This is a genomic window from Marinomonas sp. IMCC 4694, assembly GCF_008122525.1.
GTDB lineage: Bacteria > Pseudomonadota > Gammaproteobacteria > Pseudomonadales > Marinomonadaceae > Marinomonas.
Genome location: NZ_VSRV01000001.1, coordinates 593,352 through 612,458 on the forward strand (window position 1 = coordinate 593,352; position 19,107 = coordinate 612,458).

16 protein-coding genes are annotated in these 19,107 nt (G+C 47.4%); 4 read left to right on the forward strand and 12 right to left on the reverse strand.

The genetic code is table 11. The features are described 5' to 3' along the window. Positions 1–5: 5 nt before the first annotated feature. Together FXV75_RS02745 and FXV75_RS02750 are read left to right on the forward strand one after the other, a co-directional pair. Positions 6–1,364: a sigma-54-dependent transcriptional regulator gene (locus FXV75_RS02745; protein ID WP_148831077.1), complete on the forward strand. Its 1,359-nt coding sequence runs from the start codon at positions 6–8 to the stop codon at positions 1,362–1,364. 35 nt (positions 1,365–1,399) lie between these two features. Then, on the forward strand, positions 1,400–2,128 hold the full coding sequence (locus FXV75_RS02750; protein WP_148831078.1) for an SDR family oxidoreductase: 729 nt from the start codon (positions 1,400–1,402) through the stop codon (positions 2,126–2,128). A gap of 59 nt (positions 2,129–2,187) precedes the next feature. Here the strand turns inward: FXV75_RS02750 and FXV75_RS02755 are convergent, their stop codons facing one another. From FXV75_RS02755 to FXV75_RS02795, 9 genes are all read right to left on the reverse strand, one after another. Further along, positions 2,188–3,801, reverse strand: a complete 1,614-nt coding sequence (locus FXV75_RS02755; protein ID WP_148831079.1) for a TRAP transporter large permease — start codon at positions 3,799–3,801, stop codon at positions 2,188–2,190. Positions 3,802–3,817: 16 nt separating this feature from the next. Further along, a complete protein-coding gene (locus FXV75_RS02760) occupies positions 3,818–4,495 on the reverse strand; it encodes a TRAP transporter small permease (RefSeq protein WP_148831080.1) in 678 nt (225 codons plus the stop codon). A gap of 183 nt (positions 4,496–4,678) precedes the next feature. After that, positions 4,679–5,671 (reverse strand): TRAP transporter substrate-binding protein, encoded by a 993-nt coding sequence (locus FXV75_RS02765; protein WP_148831081.1) that lies wholly within the window; start codon positions 5,669–5,671, stop codon positions 4,679–4,681. 305 nt (positions 5,672–5,976) lie between these two features. Further along, a complete protein-coding gene (locus FXV75_RS02770) occupies positions 5,977–8,088 on the reverse strand; it encodes a GNAT family N-acetyltransferase (protein WP_148831082.1) in 2,112 nt (703 codons plus the stop codon). Between the two features lie 73 nt (positions 8,089–8,161). Continuing rightward, positions 8,162–10,207, reverse strand: coding sequence for a methyl-accepting chemotaxis protein (locus FXV75_RS02775; RefSeq protein ID WP_148831083.1), 2,046 nt, complete (start codon positions 10,205–10,207; stop codon positions 8,162–8,164). A gap of 294 nt (positions 10,208–10,501) precedes the next feature. Next, a complete protein-coding gene (gene prpD, locus FXV75_RS02780; protein WP_148831084.1) occupies positions 10,502–11,989 on the reverse strand; it encodes a 2-methylcitrate dehydratase in 1,488 nt (495 codons plus the stop codon). Between the two features lie 29 nt (positions 11,990–12,018). Beyond that, positions 12,019–13,158 (reverse strand): 2-methylcitrate synthase, encoded by a 1,140-nt coding sequence (gene prpC, locus FXV75_RS02785; RefSeq protein WP_148831085.1) that lies wholly within the window; start codon positions 13,156–13,158, stop codon positions 12,019–12,021. A 41-nt stretch (positions 13,159–13,199) separates the two neighbouring features. Then, on the reverse strand, positions 13,200–14,087 hold the full coding sequence (prpB, locus tag FXV75_RS02790; RefSeq protein ID WP_148831086.1) for a methylisocitrate lyase: 888 nt from the start codon (positions 14,085–14,087) through the stop codon (positions 13,200–13,202). A gap of 41 nt (positions 14,088–14,128) precedes the next feature. Then, the gene (locus tag FXV75_RS02795) at positions 14,129–14,815 is read right to left on the reverse strand and encodes a GntR family transcriptional regulator (protein ID WP_148831087.1); all 687 of its coding nucleotides are present in this window, start codon (positions 14,813–14,815) and stop codon (positions 14,129–14,131) included. 307 nt (positions 14,816–15,122) lie between these two features. Here FXV75_RS02795 and FXV75_RS02800 point away from each other — a divergent pair, with 307 nt between their 5' ends. Then, entirely contained in the window at positions 15,123–15,383 is a 261-nt protein-coding gene (locus FXV75_RS02800; RefSeq protein ID WP_148831088.1) for a DUF5062 family protein, read from the forward strand. A gap of 48 nt (positions 15,384–15,431) precedes the next feature. On the opposite strand, the gene FXV75_RS02805 is transcribed toward FXV75_RS02800, so the two are convergent. The 3 genes from FXV75_RS02805 to FXV75_RS02815 form a co-directional block, all read right to left on the reverse strand. Continuing rightward, complete coding sequence (locus FXV75_RS02805; protein WP_148831089.1) at positions 15,432–16,157, reverse strand: SDR family NAD(P)-dependent oxidoreductase; 726 nt, start codon at positions 16,155–16,157, stop codon at positions 15,432–15,434. Positions 16,158–16,189: 32 nt separating this feature from the next. After that, complete coding sequence (locus FXV75_RS02810; RefSeq protein WP_148831090.1) at positions 16,190–16,582, reverse strand: thiol-disulfide oxidoreductase DCC family protein; 393 nt, start codon at positions 16,580–16,582, stop codon at positions 16,190–16,192. 110 nt (positions 16,583–16,692) lie between these two features. Then, positions 16,693–17,139 (reverse strand): DUF3429 domain-containing protein, encoded by a 447-nt coding sequence (locus tag FXV75_RS02815; protein WP_187424839.1) that lies wholly within the window; start codon positions 17,137–17,139, stop codon positions 16,693–16,695. A 319-nt stretch (positions 17,140–17,458) separates the two neighbouring features. Here FXV75_RS02815 and FXV75_RS02820 point away from each other — a divergent pair, with 319 nt between their 5' ends. Continuing rightward, positions 17,459–18,835 (forward strand): glycine--tRNA ligase, encoded by a 1,377-nt coding sequence (locus tag FXV75_RS02820; protein ID WP_148831092.1) that lies wholly within the window; start codon positions 17,459–17,461, stop codon positions 18,833–18,835. Positions 18,836–19,107 lie beyond the last annotated feature (272 nt).

The window sequence follows — 19,107 nt, forward strand, 5'->3', positions numbered from 1 at the left end:
CGCTAATGCCAGACAATAAGCACGTTTTATTAATCGACGATGAGCAAGCCGTGCGCATGGCCATCTCTCAGACGCTCCAACTGGAAGATTTTCAGGTGGTTGAGTTTGTCTCTGCCCAAGGCGTGGTGGAGCGTTTGTCGTTAGATTGGCCGGGTGTTATTGTCAGTGACATTAATCTACCGGGTAAAAGTGGGTTGGCGTTGTTCGAAGAGGTCAAAAAAATTGACGCTGAGATTCCATTCATCCTAATTACCGGACACGGCGATATTAGTATGGCAGTGAACGCCATTCGTGATGGGGCGTATGATTTTATTGAAAAGCCTTTCTCCAATGAAGACTTTTTGGAAGTAGTGCGCCGCGCTTCAGAAAAGCGTCGTTTAACTCTGGAAAACCGTTTTTTGCGCCTAGAATTGGCCGCACAAAATGCCCCAGGGCCTCGAATTATTGGCAATACGCCGGGCATTCATCGTTTGCGTCAAGCGTTATTGCATGTGGCGGACACCGGTGCGGATATCCTGATCCAAGGGGAAACCGGCACCGGCAAAGAGCTGGTGGCACGGTATATTCACGAACACAGCTCGCGCCGTGTTCATACGTTTGTCGCCATTAACTGTGGCGCTGTGCCGGACTCTATTATGGAGTCGGAGTTATTTGGTCATGAAAAAGGCGCGTTTACCGACGCCAAAGCCCAGCGTATAGGTAAACTAGAACACGCCAACGGCGGAACCTTGTTTCTTGATGAAATCGAAAGCATGCCCATGTCGATGCAAATTCGTTTATTACGCGTGTTGGAAGAGCGTCGTTTAGAGCGCCTAGGGTCGAATACCGCGATCGATTTGAATTTGCGTATTTTAGCCGCTACCAAGGTGGACTTGAAACAACTGAGCGAGGGCGGAACCTTTCGAGAAGATTTGTACTATCGGCTCAATGTAGTGCGTGTAGACATACCGCCGCTGCGAGAGCGCAAAGACGATATTTCCTTGCTGTGGCAGCATTTTTGCCTTGTGGCGATCGCACAATACAAGCGGGAATCCGAAGCTTTATCAGCCGCGCGCATGCACAGCTTATTGAGCTACGATTGGCCGGGTAATGTCCGTGAACTACGTAACTTGGCCGAGCGTTATGTCTTAATGGGGGAGGCGGGCTCGTTTGAGTTTGATCAGATCATTATTAACGAAAATAACCCTGGGGTCATGACGCTGCCCGAACAGCTCGAACGCTTTGAAAAAACCCTATTAGAGCAAGAACTGCTGCGCCAAAAAGGCTCCATTAAAGACACCATGGACGCGCTTGGACTACCGCGTAAAACCCTATACGACAAAATGCGTAAATACGGCTTAGACAAAGATATCTATAAGCAATAATGAACCGACTCAACAACAACAAAAAGAGAAGACGTATGACAGATAATTTAAAAGGGAAAGTCGCCGTAGTGACCGGCTCAGCCTCGGGTATTGGTTTAGCCAGCGCGGAGGCGATGATCGCCGAAGGCGCCACAGTGGTGTTTGTTGACCGTGACGAGGTCGCGTTGCAAGCCGTGTGTGAGAAACACGGTGACGCGGCGGTTCCTATGGTGGTTGATCTGCTGGATGCAGAGGCTTGCAAGCAGTTGATCCCGCGTATTTTAGAGGCGGTGGGGGTGATTGACATTTTTCATGCCAATGCTGGGCTGTATGTGGGCGGGGATTTGGTCGATGCAGATCCCGATGCGATTGATCGCATGATGAATCTCAATGTGAACGTGGTGATGAAAAACGTACGCGATGTGATTCCGCACATGGCCGCACGCAAAACCGGCGATATCTTGGTGACCAGTTCGCTAGCCGCTCATTATCCTACGCCCTGGGAGCCGGTGTACGCGTCGTCGAAATGGGCGATTAATTGCTTTGTTCAGACCACACGCCGTCAGGTGTTTAAAGATGGTTTGCGCATTGGGTCTATTTCGCCAGGTCCTGTGGTGACTGGGTTATTAGCGGATTGGCCCGAAGAAAAATTAGCCGGAGCGAAAGCCAGTGGTAGCTTGGTAGAAGCCAGTGAGATTGCCGAGATATTGATTTTTATGCTGACGCGTCCACGCGGTATGACGATTCGAGATGTCGTCGTCATGCCCACTAACTTTGATTTATAAGCCAAAAAAAGCGCCCTTTCGGGCGCTAAACTGTATAAATTTTTGCAAAACTGAAACCGTTATTGCACGATTTCTGGACCCATGATGCTGTACGGTAATGCCGTAGACAGTGCTGGAATGTAAGTGACCATCACCAAGAACACCATCAATACCAACACGAATGGCATAGCGGCTTTAACCACACGGGCCAAGCTCATGCCGGTAATACCGGATGTTACAAAGAGATTCAGACCAATCGGCGGTGTGATCATACCGATTTCCATGTTGACCACCATGATGATACCTAGGTGAATGGGGTCAACCCCCAGCTCCATTGCGATTGGGAACACGACCGGCGCAACGATGACCAACAGGCCAGAAGGCTCCATGAATTGGCCACCAATGAGCAACAAGATGTTCACAGCAACAAGGAAAGTAAACCAGTTAAAACCGACGCCCAGCATCCATTCTGTGATCATTTGAGGGATGCGTTCTGCTGACAAGGTGTGTGCGAACAACAAGGCGTTTGCGATGATAAACATCAACATGATGGTTGTTTTTGTGCCTTCTAGCATAACTTTACGAGATTCTTCGCCAAACAAAGAGGGGAAGAATCCACGTACCATCATCGACAAGTTACGGCCCCAAATCGGTGTCCCCGCGGCTAAGCAAGAACCAATCGATTGTTCGATGTGTTTCGAGCGTTTAAACACATAGAAAATGGCCAATGCCACTGACATGATGGCGCCCCACAAAGCACGATCACCACCAGTAACGGTTTCGCTGTCGGCAAATACGAAGAACGACATGATCTCCCACACTAGGAAGAAAGACACGCCATAAACCATGCCATTGAAGCCCACACGAGCGTGAGGTGCGTCGCCGTCATTGGTCCATGTTTTGCCTTTAAGTGGTCCCATATCGCGGTATACAAATAGGGCAATAAACATCGAGTAAACGGCTGCAACAACCGCGGCTTCCGTAGGCGTAAACACACCACCGTAAATACCGCCCATGATGATGACGACTAAGAACAAGCCCCAGCCAGCGTCTTTACCACCACGAATCAAATGACCAAAGCCTTTCCATTCTTCTGCAGGTAAATTTTTGATACGAGCCACAACATAGATGGCCAACATCAACATACCCCCCGCCATTAAGCCGGGGATAACGCCTGCCAAGAACATGCGTCCCACTGACACATCTACTGATGCGGCGTATACCACCATCACGATCGATGGCGGAATCAAGATGCCCAAGGTGCCCGCGTTAGCAATGATGCCCGCGGCGAATTCTTTTGAGTAACCCACTTGCGTCATACCGGCAATCGCGATGGTACCGATGGCCACTACGGTTGCTGGAGAAGACCCAGACAAGGCCGCGAACATCATACACGCCAATACCGATGCCATTGCCAAACCACCACGAAAATGGCCTACGCTGGCAATCGCAAAGTTAATCAAACGCTTAGCCACGCCACCCGTCGACATGTACGACGAGGCGATGATGAAAAACGGGATAGCCAACAGCGTATAGTGTTGACCAGCCCCAAACAGAGAAATAGCGACTGACGACAAAGAGTCGTGTGAGAAAAAAGTAATAAATAATATGGACGATAAGCCCAACGAAATACCCACCGGTAAACCCACAAACAGTAGGACAATGACCAATGAAAATAGAATGATTGATTCCACAATGACGCTCCCGCGGCTAGTCTTTTAAGACGTTTTTGTTTTCTGCGACAAGTTCTTGCGCTTCATGACCACTGATCAGCATGTCACGTTTGCCACTTGCGATATCGATAAAAGCTTGCAAAGAACGGTAAGAAAGCATCGCCAAACTGATGGGTAGAATAACCAGCACGATCCAACGATGAACACGAGGACGCAAACCAAACATTTCCTGAACAAATTCAGGATAACGCAACTCGTTTGACCCTATGCCAATGTTGTACATTTTTTGCCAGTACTCAATCGCCCCACCGCTCACATCTACGCCTAGCATGGCTAACCACGTAGAATCGAGCAGAATTAAGCCGTACATCATGGCGGCTGCAGCGCCAAATAAAGACAACCCTTTAGAAACGCGTTTAGGCACGGCGTTTAAGACGATGTCTACACCCAAATGCAGACCGGTTTTAATGCCGTAACTCATGCCTAGCAAAATCAACCAAGAGAAGGCGACGGTATTAAACTCTAATGCCGCGTCCCAGCCAGTATTAAACCCATAACGAGCGATTACCTGACCAAATGATACCGCCATGATCGAGGAGATAACGATGATCAACAGGTTTTCTTCGGCCCGCTCCATGACTTTTGGGAAGCGTTTTTCCAATGCCCAAAGAATAATAATAAAAAAAAGTAGATAAAGATGCGGCCAAAGTGCCATGGGGGTCTCCTAACTAAGTGGACCAGAACACAGTAAAATGCAGAGTTGCGGTATATTGTGTGGATTCTAGGATTAAGCGCTGATTCGTGTTGCTATGAGAAGGCGAAAGGCTAAAAAGAATGCACAGAATAAAAACACAAGAGCTGGCCTGTTAAGGCCAACTCACTGCGAGATAACAATTCATTAAGCACCGGCAGCGGCGTCAATTAGGTCTTTACCAATGTAGCTTTCAAACTGCTTCCAAACGGGCTTCATGGTGTCTACCCATTCTTGGCGCTGTGCAGGCGTAAGGGTATTGATTTTACCACCGGCTTTAAGAATGTTGGCACGGTTAGCCGCTTCGGCCGCTTTCACTTCTAAGTTCGCTTGCTGTGTGACTTCGTCAGCAATTTGAGTGAACTGCGCACGGTCTTCCGCTGAAAGGCTCTTCAAAAATTCAGACGATGTCATGAACAAGTACGCCAACAATTGGTGGTTGGTTTCTGTGGTACTGTCTTGTACTTCGTAGAATTTTTTCGTGTAGATGTTAGACCAGGTGTTTTCTTGGCCGTCTACGACACCAGTTTGCAAAGCACCGTATACTTCAGAGAACGCCATCGCTTGAGGAGAGGCATCCATTGCGGCGATCATTTGTTTTGCTACGTCAGAGGTTTGCACGCGGAATTTTAGGCCAGACGCATCGCTTGGAACCATTAGCGCTTTGTTGGCAGAGAAATACTTCATGCCAGACATCCAGTAACCCAAACCTACGAACCCTGCGTAATCGTCCATTTCAGTTAACAGCTTTTTACCTTGTTCTGTTTTGGTAAAGCGAATCGCGTGGTCCATGTCTTTAAAGATGAAAGGTAGATCAAATACACCGTATTTGTCAGTGTAAGAACCAAACTTAGAAAGAGACGGTGCAAGCAACTGAACGTCGCCTAAAAGTAGGGCTTCAAGCTCTTTAGAATCACCAAATAAGGTAGAGTTAGGGAACACTTCGACACACAATTTGCCGTTCATTTCAGTGTTTACACGTTCTGCAAAATTGTTTGCAGCAACGACTTTAGGGTGAGTGGTTCCGCCAGTTACGTGGCTGAATTTTACAACACGCTCACCAGAATCACAGTTTGCAACCGCAGTACCTGCAGAAAGGGCAAGAGCTAAAGACGTTAGAGCAAGGCTAATTTTTTTCATTGTTATAAGACTCCAAAACTGAATTATTATTGTGTACCTGATATTTAGCCTGATGATTCTATGGAGCAGACATCAAAAACAGGCAGAGCGAAACAGGTGATGCTTGTCATACTGTTTACACAATCTATGCCAACTTTGTTTTTTTAAATTAAATATATGATTTTAAAAGAAAAATATTATAACCAAATGTTTTCGAGTGTTTTTTACTCGTTATGAAAACGTTTTTTTTGGGGGGATTACACACACGATTTATTTTGTAATGGGTGGTTATTCACCCATTTTTCTATGGGGTGTGAATGCGTGATTTATGGCGGTGTGTGCCGCGTGCGCAACACGGTTTTAAAAGCCGCTAACATGGCTTTTTTCCCCGACATGTTGGCTTTTTTGCGATCAGCTTCGGTGTCTCGACCTAATGCAGCGGACAAAAAGAGCCGATGAATAGGATTTTTGTGGGACAGCTGGCTTAGTTGCGCCATTAATAAGGCCACGTTAAGAATCGCCGGACGAATGCTGTCGAAAGGCCTATGATGATCCACAAACAGCGCAATATCTTGCTCATCTTGAGGGGATAGCGTCGTCATTACTGAGGGCTCATGGCGTGATGCAACGGAAAGAGGAGAGTGGCGCAACATCAGCAACATCAGTTCTGCGGACAAATCCTTGTATTGTAAAAGCACATTGATGACAAAACGTTCGACAAAGTGCTGGTGCCATTGATTTGCCAAAAGGGTGGCAGGTTGTGAAATAGGTTTGACCATCATGAAAGAATAGTGGCCACTGGCCTGATCTTTTGCTGTACCAAGGCGGACGGGCGTAAAGCCATTTTTTTGCCAAAAAGCCACCACATCGACGGTGGCGGCAAAACTGGCGCACAAAAAATCACCGTTTTCTAGTGCTGCTCTGTTTTCAATATGGTTAAGCAATTGGCTGGCAAGGCCTTGGTGTTGCAGGCTTGGCTCGGTGGCAATGCGGCTAATGCGCCAATAGCAATATTGTCCAGCGTTGGTTATGCCCTCGTGCGCGAGTAAGGATTGTGGCACCAAATGGCCTCTGGGGCGTCGTGTGCCTTGTAAGACGGCGTGACTTAATGCGTCGGGTAAATGGCCTTCTTTGGTCACGACGGCCACACTGTTTAGGGCGTTGTTGTGGGTGGAAAGGTACGTAGTCACCGAGGGATCATCAAAAATCCAGCGCAAGTTATCTGGTGATGTTTGATAGTGGGCGCTTACTAATAAATGAAAAGTATTGGCGAGGTGCATCGGTTGACTAAGCCAATCTGCTCCTGATAACGCTGCATAATGTGCCGGTGCGTTTTGTGATTCTTGCGCGATAAAAATCGGGTGATTAGGGGATAAAAAAAACGTCTCGTTAATCCATTTTTCGAGTGGGTCATTTTCCCCCCATCGAATTGGCGTGTCTAAGGTGAGGTGTTTTAATGCCGACAAAGAGGAGCTGGGTGGCGCTTTTTTGTGTTCTAAATACGGACAAAAGCGTAAGCCAAAGCCTTTTCCGGCGCCTTCGTAGCCATAATCTGTGGTGCTAAACACGCTGTGAATGGCGAGCTGACTGAGCGCTTCTAGCATTGGCAAAGGGATCATCGATGCTTCGTCGACAAACAGATAGTCCCATTTGGGGTTCTCTTGCTGATTAAGACTTTCTAACAACATAGCATCGGGCGCAAAGAAGGGTAAGTCGGCCACGGTTTGAGTGGCTCCCCATGACGTGGCAAAACGTTGTTTTAAAGTCGCTATGGCGTTTTGATTCGGTGCCGTGATCGCCACCCGTTTTCCGGCTTTGGTGAGCGTGGCTAGGGTGTCACCGAGTAAAGTAGATTTGCCTCGACCCCGTGGCGCCATTAGAACGTAAGACCGTGCCTGACCGCTAAGTAAACACGCTTGGGCGGTGGTTTGTTCCTGCGTCAGAGGTGGGTTGGCTATTATGGTCTCCAACGCCGGTAAGGCTCTCAGTTGGTGAGAGTGTATTTGAATAAAAGGTGATGTGTTCTTGTGCAAAAGAGCAAACAGGTACAGTTTGAAATAAGAGGTGATTTGCTCTGGTTTATAAGGCCACGGCAAATACCGCGATAAATCCTGATCAGCCAGTCTCTGCCAGTTATGCTTGGGTAAGCCGATGGCGAACACTCCGTTACCGCGTACCGTACCCGCCAGAATCGCCAAGGCACTGGCCGACACGCCATGAGTTAAGTCTACCAAAATCGCTTCGTGAGAGCGGCCTAAATGCTGACGAATGTGCTTGAATGAGCAAGTTGAGAAAGAAGAGGGGCTGGCATCGTATTGATTCACATCGTGCGCGACAACAAGGGGCGAAGCCAACAGCTGGCTCAGACAGAGAAAATCCGCCAAAATCTCACTAGGTGAACCTGTGAGTAAATAACAATGTCGATGGTTGTCAGGCATGAATCAATCTCCTTATGGTCGCGCTATGATACTGCGACCACAAGGAAGCGCCAATGCTACGCGTGTCAGTCGGTTATTTTAAGGTAAAAATAGCTAGGTCGCTTTGCAGCTGAGACGCCAGCTTACGTATCCGCACGCTGTGTTCTTGTGACGTGTCGGCTAGCTCAAGTGTTGTTATCGCAGAGTGCTGAAGATCTTCCGCATTACGGCTAATTTGCGTGGACGCAACGCTCTGCTCTTCTGTGGCGACGGCAACGTTGTTGATGCCGGTTTCAACGTTTTGTATCGACTGATAAATCTTATTCAATAGGCTGTTGGCGTGATTCGCTTGTTGTACGCTGTTGTCTACCTGATTGCGACCGTTTTCCATGTCGTTAACGGCGGAACGGCTGTTGTTCTGCAGCGTTTCAACGACAGCGCGAATTTCTTCTGTGGAGTGTTGTGTGCGTTGGGCCAATACTCGGACTTCGTCGGCCACAACCGCAAAACCACGACCTTGCTCACCGGCTCGTGCGGCTTCTATCGCGGCATTAAGGGCCAGTAAGTTGGTTTGTTCGGCAATATTACTGATGACGGTAACCACGTCACCGATGTTTTTAGAGCTGACTTCAACGTTTTGAATGGTCTGAGAGGCTTTGCTAAAGGCGGAAGAAAGGGCGCTGACGGTGCTTTCTACCTGTTGCACAGCGGTGTTGCCTTCTGCGGTTAACTTCCTCGCTTCGATCGACTCTTCAGAGACTTGGTTTGAATTCTGTGCTACGTCTTGAATGGACGCCGCTATTTGTGTAATCGCCGAACTGACTTGGGAGCTAGCGTCTTGGCTATGATTCGCGCTGACACGCAGGTCATGATTCGCACTTGAAATGCCCTCGGTTGACTTCAATAGCTCTTGACTAGACTGCAAGATCGTCTGTACCAGAGAGATTAAATTGTCACGCATACGAATTGAGTCGTTCTGCAATAAGTCAATTTCGTTTTGACTGTCGGCGTCTTTAGTGTGTTTAAAACGGAACGATAAATTCCCTTGCCCCAGTTGGTTTAGTGCGTGCGAGATGTCTTTTAGAGGGGCTAAGGCGGAGCGGATAAACGCCCATAACACCGTGCTTAGTAAGGCCGCGGCAATCGCACAGACCCCCATAATGGCCCAAATAATGCCACTGATCTCCTCTTGATATTCATCATTGTAAGATTTTAATGTCACTACCCAATTCCAGCCTTTCACGTGTTGATACACAGCTTTGGACGAGCGTGCTGTGTCGCCTTTTCCCTGTATTTGCAATGCGTAAGACACGATGCCGCTGTTGTCTTGGTACATTTTCTTAAAGGTGTTTGTTAGCTCGGGAAATTCTGTGTATAAATTTTTGCCCACTAAATTTGGGTGAATCAGTAAGTTGGCTTCATTACGTCCGGTATCGGTTACATAAATGTAGCCGCTTTTACCAAACGTCATACCGTTAATGGTATTGGCGGAAGACTCAATGATGTCCGCATAAGGCACGAGCAATTCAATCAGCACGTTTGGCAGATGAGGTACACTGGCATAATGGCTGAGGTATTGCTTGTTTTGGACCTGAGATGGGCCAACTTGAGGGGCTTTACTTTGAAGTGCTTTCGCTGCGTCGGGCAAGGTAACCAAACTGCCCGCTGCGGTTTGGCCAGCTTGATCTTCTATGCTTGTGATCGCTCTCACAAGGCCGTCTGAGGTTTTGAGTATTAAGCTGGCGTCGACGTGAGCGGCTTGGGCAAAGTTCGTTAGAAAATTCGGCTGATCTGTAATCCCTTGATTTAGAACGTTTTGGCCGTTAAGAAATACAGTAGGCACAGTTCGATTATTGAGAGTGGTTGTTAAGGCTTCATCAATGGTTAAGGTTTTGAGTTGACTTGCCAGCAGTAGGCTCAAACGGTCGGCAGTTGTATTTATGTGCTGGTATTGAGCTTCCAGTTGTTCGGCCACCAGTGAGGCTTCTTTTTGTTGGTGGCTGCTTACGATCGTGTTGATTTGGCTGCTAAATAATCGCTCAATAATGAAAATGACGAAAATAAAAACAACCGTAACGCTTAGGAGGGTGCCAAGGCTCAATTGTTTGGGTAAAGACGTTTTTTTAAAGGCTGAAATCATAGCGCGAGAGTCCTTGCGGCGTTGAATATGGTAGTCGTCGCCAAAAATGGCTTTTTAGTGCAGTTAAGATACCGTTAAGAAGGCGTTTTTACAATTTGCTTACTGTTGTTTTTGGTTTTCGGCTTAAATGTTCAGACTTTATCTTGTTATTTTGATTCAGATTGGCAATGAAAGAGCCATGGAACGAAAGAACCATAAAACGAAAGAACCATTAAAAGCGTGGGCGATGGTTGCCCATAAAAAAGCACCCTTTAAAAAGGGTGCTTTGCAGAAACGCCTCAATGCAACAGATCGTTATGCGATAACGAACAAGTCCATAAAGCGGTTAACGGGCGTGTTTTCCAATGCCGTTTGGTCTTTACATAAAGTGAAGATTTGGTTGCACTGACGATGTGGAAAACGGGTCGCCAAGTTGTTTTTAAATTTCTGTTCAAGCAAGGGAATGCCTTCTTCACGGCGACGACGATGGCCTACGGGGTATTCCACTACGACTTCTTCGGTATGGCTGCCATCTTTAAAGAAGACTTGAATCGCGTTAGCAATAGATCGCTTATCCGCTTCTAGGTATTCAGCCGTGAAGCGCTTGTCTTCGACGATGTCCATCTTGTTGCGCAATGCGTCGATGATGGGGTTTTGAGCATGGAAATCATCTTCGTAATGCTCGGCAATCAGGTTACCAAATGCCAAGGGCACGGCGGCCATGTATTGCAAGCAATGGTCGCGGTCGGCGGCGTTGGCCAAAGGACCGGATTTAGAAATAATACGAATCGCTGATTCGTGCGTACGAATGACGATTTTTTCAATGTCCGCCAAACGGTCTTTGACTTGTGGATGCAAAGTGACAGCCGCTTCGGCCGCAGTTTGTGCATGAAATTCTGCTGGGAAAGAAATCTTAAATAGGATGTTTTCCATCACGTAGGTGCCGTAATCTTGAGAGAACGAAAACTGACGTTGTGCCTCCGGTTTGATCGCTTGATCTTTGTTGGTTTTTGAGAAAGATACGTCGTAAAAACCCCACTGAGGCGCGGTTAATACGCCAGGAATGCCCATCTCACCGCGCATCGACATGTCGGCCAAACGTACCGCGCGTGACGTGGCATCGCCCGCGGCCCAAGACTTACGTGAACCGGCGTTCGGTGCATGACGGTAAGTGCGAAGGGCTGAGCCATCGACCCAAGCTTGTGAAATCGCCGCCATGATCTGCTCGCGATCCCCCCCCATCATCTTAGTCACCACCGCCACGGAAGCGACGCGTACTAATAAAACGTGACATAAACCCACGCGATTAAACGAGTTCTCCAGAGCGATAACGCCTTGAATCTCGTGTGCCATGACCATGGCATCTAATACTTCGCGCATGGTCAGTGGACTTTCTCCGTTGGATAAGCGCACTTGTGAAAGGTGATCCGCCACGGCCAAAATGCCGCCTAAGTTATCAGAAGGGTGCCCCCACTCTGCTGCCAGCCAAGTGTCGTTGTAATCCAACCAGCGAATAATACAACCGATGTCCCAAGCGGCTTTTACTGGGTCGAGCGACAGCGAAGTGCCTGGCACGCGCGCGCCATTGGGTACAACAGTACCTTGGACAATAGGGCCCAAATGCTTGGTGCATTCAGGGAAACGCAAGGCCAACAAACCACAGCCTAGGGTGTCCATCAGGCAGTTACGGGCGGTGTCTAGGGCTTCTTGGCTGTCGACTTTAAAGTGGATCACATAATCCGCAATGTCCTGAATGACTTGGTCGTAATCTGGGCGGTTGTTTATGTCTACGTTGTTGCTCATGGAATATCCTTTATTGTTAAATTTGCTTGTTATGGGCGGTGGTCGATGTCGATCCACTCGGAATGATCTGGCCCAATGTAATCGGCGCTTGGACGAATAATGCGATTGTTAGCGCGCTGCTCCATCACATGAGCGGCCCAGCCAGTAACGCGAGAGCAGACGAAAATGGGCGTGAATAACTTGGTCGGAATGCCCATAAAACGGTACGCGCTGGCGTGGAAAAAGTCGGCGTTACAAAAGAGTTTTTTCTCGCGCCACATAACGGCTTCGCAGCGTTCTGAGACCTCGTACAAGTGATCGTCGCCCATGTCTTCGCTGAGTTTTTTAGACCATTTTTTGATGATGTCGTTACGTGGGTCGCGTTCGCTGTAAATAGCGTGCCCAAAGCCCATGACTTTTTCTTTGTTGGCAAGTTTTTGCATGAGTGCCGCTTCCGCTTCGTCTGCGGTTTGCCATGCTTCAATCATGTCCATGGCCGCTTCGTTTGCACCACCATGTAAGGGCCCGCGTAAGCTGCCGATGCCACCGGTAATGCAGGAGTGCATGTCAGACAAGGTCGATGCGCACACGCGAGCGGTAAAGGTAGATGCGTTGAATTCGTGCTCTGCGTACAAAATCAACGAGGCGTTCATGACTTTTGTGTGCAATTCACTGGGGGCTATGTCGTGCAGCATAGTCAAAAAGTGCGCCGCCAACGAGGGCACATGGGCATTGTGAGTATTAACGCGAACGCCATCGTGGGTAAATCGATACCAATACACTACCATGGCAGGTAAGGTCGCCACTAAGCGATCCGCCGCGTGTAAAGCCAATAACGGTTGTTTTTCAAAGGGTAATTCTGGTTCAAGATTGCCTAAAAAAGAGCAGCCTGTTCGCATCACATCCATCGGGTGTGCGGTGCTAGGAATCAGCTCTAGCACGGCTTTGAGCTCCTCGGGTAAGCTGCGTAAGCTCATCAGTTTCTGTTCGTAGTCGTGCAATTCGTGACGGTTTGGTAGGGCGCCATACAATAATAAATAGGCGACTTCTTCAAAGCTGGCTTTGTCGGCCAGCACGTCAATGTCGTAGCCGCGATAGGTTAAACCGGCGGCCGCTTTACCAACGGTACAGAGTGCGGTTTCACCGGCGCTTTGACCACGTAGTCCAGCGCCTGAAAGTATTTTAGCCATGATCCTACTCCTTATGTCTTTTTATAATAGTGAGTGATGATTTACAGGTTTTTTTTGACTGAAAAAAGGGCGTCTAGCTTGTTCTCGTATTCATGATAGTTAAGAAATTCATACAATTCGTTGCGAGTTTGCATGCTGTCGACCACATTGCGCTGGTGGCCGTCAATTAAAAGGTGCTGATAGACATTGAGCGCCGCTTTGTTCATTGCTCTAAAGGCACTCAATGGATACAGCACAAGATCCACCCCCGCGGTACCCAGCTCTTCTCGGCTGAATAATGGCGTGGCACCAAATTCGGTGATGTTGGCCAACACCGGCACATTGACCGCGGCCACAAATTCTTTGTATTGCTCCAAGGTGATCATGGCCTCGGGGAAAATCATGTCGGCCCCGGCCTCTACACAGGCGATAGCACGCTCAATCGCCGACTCCATGCCTTCAACCGCAAGGGCATCGGTGCGCGCCATAATAACGAAATTGGCGTCGACTCTGGCGTCGACGCAGGCTTTCACTCGATCGACCATTTCGTCTTGGCTGACGATGGCTTTATTGGGACGATGGCCACAGCGTTTTTGCTGTACTTGATCTTCAATATGAACCGCCGCGGCGCCGGCTCGTTCCATTTGTTGAACGGTTCGTGTGATATTAAAAGCGCCGCCAAAGCCGGTATCGATGTCGACCAGCAAGGGCAATGGGGTGGCTGAGGTGATACGACGAACATCTTCCAGCACATCGTGTAGATCAGTCATGCCCAGATCCGGTAGACCGTAGGAAGCGTTTGCCACGCCGCCACCGGATAAATAAATGGCATGATGGCCACTTTGTTCTGCCATCATGGCGCAGTAAGCATTCACAGCGCCGACCACTTGTAAGGGGGATTGAGTTGCAACGGCGTGTCTAAAACGGGCGCCAGCTGAAAGTGTTGTCATGGTGTTCCTCTCTTAGGGTTTCAAATGGGAAACAAAAAGGGTTAATGAGAAGCGAGGGCGGTGTGCTCCATCGCTAGCTTTAAGAGTTGACTTGCGCGGCTAATATGGCGGCGCATGAGTAACTCAGCCAAATCACCTTCGTGATTGGCGATGGCATCTAAGATGGCTCTGTGTTCTCGCAATGCTTGGCGTGGGTCGCTGCGTTGATCGGCGGTATGTCGACGATACATACGAATCACGGCATACAATTCTTCGGTCAAAAGGCGAATTAATTTGACGTTTTGGCTGGCGTGAATAATGCGCTGGTGAAAATCGTCATTACCGCCTTGTTGTAAATAATGGTCGTCTTTGTTGTTGTCTAGGTGTGCTTGGTGTTTATCGAGTAGGGCGTATAACTTGAGTACTTCATCGGCCGGCATGTTATGGGCCGCTAACCTAGCGGCCATGCCTTCCAACGCTTCGCGCATGGTAAAGGTATCGAGCATGTCTTGAATGTTCAGCTGTATTACTCGCGCACCCACATTAGCGGTACGAGTGACCAAGCCCAGCCCTTCCAATTTAACAATCGCTTCTCGTAAGGGGCCACGAGACACGCCATATTGCTTAGCCAGTTCTGGCTCAGAGATTTTGCTGCCTTGGGGGATATGCCCTTGTACGATCGCATTGCTCAGCTGCTGAGCAATGTCTTCAGAAAGCGTGGCAGATTTGATGGAAATAAGGTTATTCATAAAAGACTAACTTGCTTCATTGTTGACAATGTACTCTTTATAATCGTATTCAAGGGGTTTATCAAGTTAGATTGTCGACAATTTTGCGATATACGTCTTATTCTTTCGTCTTAGTGTGTTAATTTATGAATATTTTTTTGGGGGGGGAGGTGCGGCTAAAGGCGTGTTTATAAAGTATTTTTTGCTTTTTTAATGAGAAATACGGGGCAGGGTAATAAAAACTGATAAAGTCGAGCCAATACGTTGGCCGAATTAATGGTTACACAGGCCGCCCATTGTTTAAGAAATTGTTATTTGAGAGATTATTATGAAGAAAATTAAAAACGAAATAGCATTGAGCAAAAAAGCCATTCAAGTGGGCGAAAATTACGCGTTGAAGCGTGGCTATGAGGGCTTTTCAGCTACCATGTCGGCGAATGAAAAAACCGAAGCCATTTACCGTTTGTTGGTGTTGGATAAGTTGATTGTGGCTCTGCCTGCTGACAAAGAAGACCTGCCGAGCATGAAGCACAAATTGGCGTTGTGGATTCAAAAGTTGTTGCCAAAAGACGATCCTTTATTGGCTTAGTCGTCTTAATAGCAAAGCGTGCTTGAGTTAGGCCAATTCCCCATCAATTTACCAACTAATCGGCTGATTATTCCAATCAAGGTAAGCCGCTTTGTTGTTCATTTCGACGTTGTTCATAATGAACAGCAGTTGCGAGGCGACAAACTCAGGAGTAAACAACTTTCCTTCTGGCACCGAACGTTGAAATGGCTTAGACAAGGGCGTGTCTGTGGTGCCGGGGTGAAAGGCAATCAGCTTTACATTTTTGGCGCGGCGCGCGTATTCAATTGAACTGGTCTGAATGAGCATGTTGAGTGCGGCTTTAGACGCTCGATAACTGTACCAGCCGCCTGTTTTGTTGTCTGAAATACTGCCGATGCGGGCGCTAAACAACGCGATTTGAGTCGCATGCTCGCCTTTTAACAAGGGCAAGAGTTTGCTCAGCCACAACATGGGAATAATAGTATTGGTGTGTAACATTGCTTCCAGTTGAGAGGCGCGAATGTCTTCCAGTTTCCGTTCTGGCATCATGCTATCGTCGTGCAATACACCATTGCACACCAATACTTTCGTTATTTTACCCGCGTAAGGGGCGATTTCCTTACACACTTTATCGATGGCTTGTTCGGTGTAATCGCCTGTCAGCCAGTGTGTTTTTGAGGTCGCCGTTTCAGGGGGTAAAGATCGACTGACCGCAAAAACACCAAGGCAATCTGGATGTGCTTCGAACTGCTGAATGGCGGCTTGTGCAATTTTGCTGCTGGCGCCGATAACCAGCGTGTAAAATGATGACATTGAGTTATTCCTATCCATTAAAACGGCTAGCGTTAAAGGTCACACTGATCTTTTTTGCAGGGCTCACAACGGGGTCTACCACTCACAAACGACGAGATCTGATGGCGATAACGTGCGAAGAATAAGTAGGTCTTATCCGCAAAAAAACGAATCAATGGCCAGCGCAGTACTTGCATCCACTTATGTTTACCCACCAGTTTCCACGCCAGACAAGTCACATCCAAGCCGGTGATTATTTGGCCATTGGCTAATTGACCATGTAGGACTTTGTCGGCCTCAACCGGATCGATGTGTGGGTATTTGTCGGTGAAATCATCGGCATGAATGTCTTCTAAGCGCAGCTTTTGTAGGGAGTCCAATGACCGTAACATGTTCATCTCAGCGACGCAGAGGGGGCAAAGACCATCGTAAAATAGGGTTAGCATGAGTGGCGTCTCGTATAAAAAGTGTGTCTGTATTAAGGTATACGAAACTGAGTGGTTTTTAGATCTGTAGAGTGGCCCGTGTGGGGCTATATTGTCGACAATACCACGTATTAATAGTGTGGATAAAGCATCAATAGGTGCAGTACACAGACCACAAGAGTGATCACAAAGCGCATGTTAAAATAATGTGAATGAGACGGTTGGATGAGTGTGTTGGCGCGTACTTCTAACCAAAAAATGCTCATAAAACCTAACAACAAAAGAGCGATAGCCAAAGCGGTCGTGTGCATAAGTAGCGCTAACCAAGCTGCCAAGGCAATAAGTTTAGTGGACAGTAAAAGCCATTTTCCAAACGTCGACACCTGTTTGTGCACCAGCTGACCCCAAAGCGCACCGCTCAAAAAACTTAAAATCATCGCGCTGTAAGTGCTGAACAGCTCATGGCCGGACCAACCCAAAAAAGTCTCATTTTGCCAGTTTAGATAAGTGGCTGTCGCAAAGGGAATAACACCTAATGAGCCCAATAATGTGGTCAAAAAGGTATAAGAAGGTTTCATGATAAAAGTCCCTATCTTAAAAGCTTTGATCTCAAAAAGCCCTATTGTTAAAAACGAAAGGTAATAAGGCCAAGAGATGAAAGCACAAAATGTGCAAAAAAAAATCATTGGTATTTTAAACGCAAGCGATAAATAAATGCCAGTTATATGAGGCATTCCCCTCCTTGGTTGCGTGCTTGATTGCGGCGCTCATGAATAATCGCCATTGAGCGAGGTACGGGCAAAGAGTACAATGATCGGCTATAACGATTGTATGAACATATTGCCAAATGGCTTTTGTGTACTTCATTAACCAATATTGCTTAAGGTGTGTTTAGAAATGCCAGCTAAAACAATGGATGAACTCGTCTCCCTATGTAAACGTCGTGGATTTATTTTCCAAGGCAGTGAAATCTACGGTGGTATGCAAGGCGCTTACGATTACGGTCCGCTAGGTATTGAATTAAAAAACAACCTAAAAGCCGCGTGGTGGCGTTCGATGGTTTACGAACGTGATGACGTAGAGGGGTTGGATGCAGCGATAGTCCAAAACAAACACGTTTACAAATATTCTGGTCATGAAGACACCTTCACTGACCCAATGGTTGATTGCCATGAATGTAAATCTCGTTTGCGCGCCGACCACATGAAAGACATCAAAGTCTGTGATAACTGTGGTTCGACCAATGTAACAGAACCTCGTGACTTCAACTTGATGTTTAAAACCAACGTCGGCCCAATGGTAAACGAAGAGTCGTACACGTACCTTCGTCCAGAAACCGCACAAGGTATTTTTACTAACTTCAAAAACGTTGTGGATTCGACTTCTCGCACCTTGCCTTTTGGTATTGCACAAATTGGTAAATCTTTCCGTAACGAAATTACGCCGCGTAACTTCATCTTCCGTGTTCGTGAATTCGAACAAATGGAATTGGAATTCTTCTGCAAGCCAGGTGAAGATGAAAAGTGGCATGAATTCTGGGTAGGTGCGCGTAAACAGTGGTGGTTGGATCAAGGTCTATCAGCAGAGAATATCGAGTTTGAATACGTGACTGGCGACGATCTTTCGCATTATTCAAAATCGACTGTGGATATCTTGTACCGTTTTCCACATGGTTTGGAAGAGCTTGAAGGTGTGGCCAACCGTACCGATTACGACTTGGGTTCTCATACCAAAGCGCAAGATGAATTCGATATCACCGCGAAAGTGAAAAAGAACGAACATTCTACGGCGAAGTTGGCGATTCGTGACCTTGAAGCGAACAAATGGGAAATTCCATTCTGTATCGAACCTTCTGCCGGTCTTGATCGTGGTTTACTTGCCGTGATGACAGAAGCCTACACAGAAGAAGCGCTGCCAAACGGTACGACTCGTACTGTGTTGAAATTTAAGCCGCATTTGGCGCCGATCAAAGTCGCTATCATGCCGCTGAAAAAGAACAAGCCTGAGATTGTTGCGCTAGCGAAAGAGTTGAAAAACAAGCTTCAAAAACTGGGCTTGGGTCGTATTCTTTATGAAAACACCGGCAACGTAGGGAAAGGCTACCGTCGCCATGACGAGGTCGGTACGCCTATTTGCGTGACCGTAGACTTTGATTCCATCGAAAAAGAAGGCGCCCCCGTGACCGTTCGTGACCGTGACACCATGGAACAAATCGTTGTGAACGCAGCGGACCTTCCTGCTTATGTAATTAACTATTTTATTAACCAAAATTAAAACAGTCGGTTGATAAAACTGTTAACTCAATAACCGTTAAAATGCCGTTAGGATGACAATCTTAACGGCATTTTTTATCTTCTTAATATTGAGTCTTTTTAAAAGCGCGCGCAGTTTGAATACATTGTCGGCGTGTGTATGCCCAGTAGCCAAATAAGCTATTCGTCATGATATCGGTACGATAAATGCGGATGAGCTTGTGAAGAACGAATCGGTGGTCCATTTCACCCTTCACAAATTACTGTCTCTTAAGTCAAGTTTAAGATGACCTC

Coding starts and splice junctions, on each gene's coding strand:
- FXV75_RS02775 (WP_148831083.1), bottom strand. CDS start 10,207: ATGATTTCAGCCTTTAAAAAAACGTCTTTACCCAAACAATTGAGCCTT.
- FXV75_RS02765 (WP_148831081.1), bottom strand. CDS start 5,671: ATGAAAAAAATTAGCCTTGCTCTAACGTCTTTAGCTCTTGCCCTTTCT.
- FXV75_RS02820 (WP_148831092.1), top strand. CDS start 17,459: ATGCCAGCTAAAACAATGGATGAACTCGTCTCCCTATGTAAACGTCGT.
- prpD (WP_148831084.1), bottom strand. CDS start 11,989: ATGAGCAACAACGTAGACATAAACAACCGCCCAGATTACGACCAAGTC.
- prpB (WP_148831086.1), bottom strand. CDS start 14,087: ATGACAACACTTTCAGCTGGCGCCCGTTTTAGACACGCCGTTGCAACT.
- FXV75_RS02795 (WP_148831087.1), bottom strand. CDS start 14,815: ATGAATAACCTTATTTCCATCAAATCTGCCACGCTTTCTGAAGACATT.
- FXV75_RS02810 (WP_148831090.1), bottom strand. CDS start 16,582: ATGCTAACCCTATTTTACGATGGTCTTTGCCCCCTCTGCGTCGCTGAG.
- FXV75_RS02800 (WP_148831088.1), top strand. CDS start 15,123: ATGAAGAAAATTAAAAACGAAATAGCATTGAGCAAAAAAGCCATTCAA.
- FXV75_RS02815 (WP_187424839.1), bottom strand. CDS start 17,139: ATGAAACCTTCTTATACCTTTTTGACCACATTATTGGGCTCATTAGGT.
- FXV75_RS02760 (WP_148831080.1), bottom strand. CDS start 4,495: ATGGCACTTTGGCCGCATCTTTATCTACTTTTTTTTATTATTATTCTT.
- FXV75_RS02805 (WP_148831089.1), bottom strand. CDS start 16,157: ATGTCATCATTTTACACGCTGGTTATCGGCGCCAGCAGCAAAATTGCA.
- FXV75_RS02750 (WP_148831078.1), top strand. CDS start 1,400: ATGACAGATAATTTAAAAGGGAAAGTCGCCGTAGTGACCGGCTCAGCC.
- FXV75_RS02745 (WP_148831077.1), top strand. CDS start 6: ATGCCAGACAATAAGCACGTTTTATTAATCGACGATGAGCAAGCCGTG.
- prpC (WP_148831085.1), bottom strand. CDS start 13,158: ATGGCTAAAATACTTTCAGGCGCTGGACTACGTGGTCAAAGCGCCGGT.
- FXV75_RS02770 (WP_148831082.1), bottom strand. CDS start 8,088: ATGCCTGACAACCATCGACATTGTTATTTACTCACAGGTTCACCTAGT.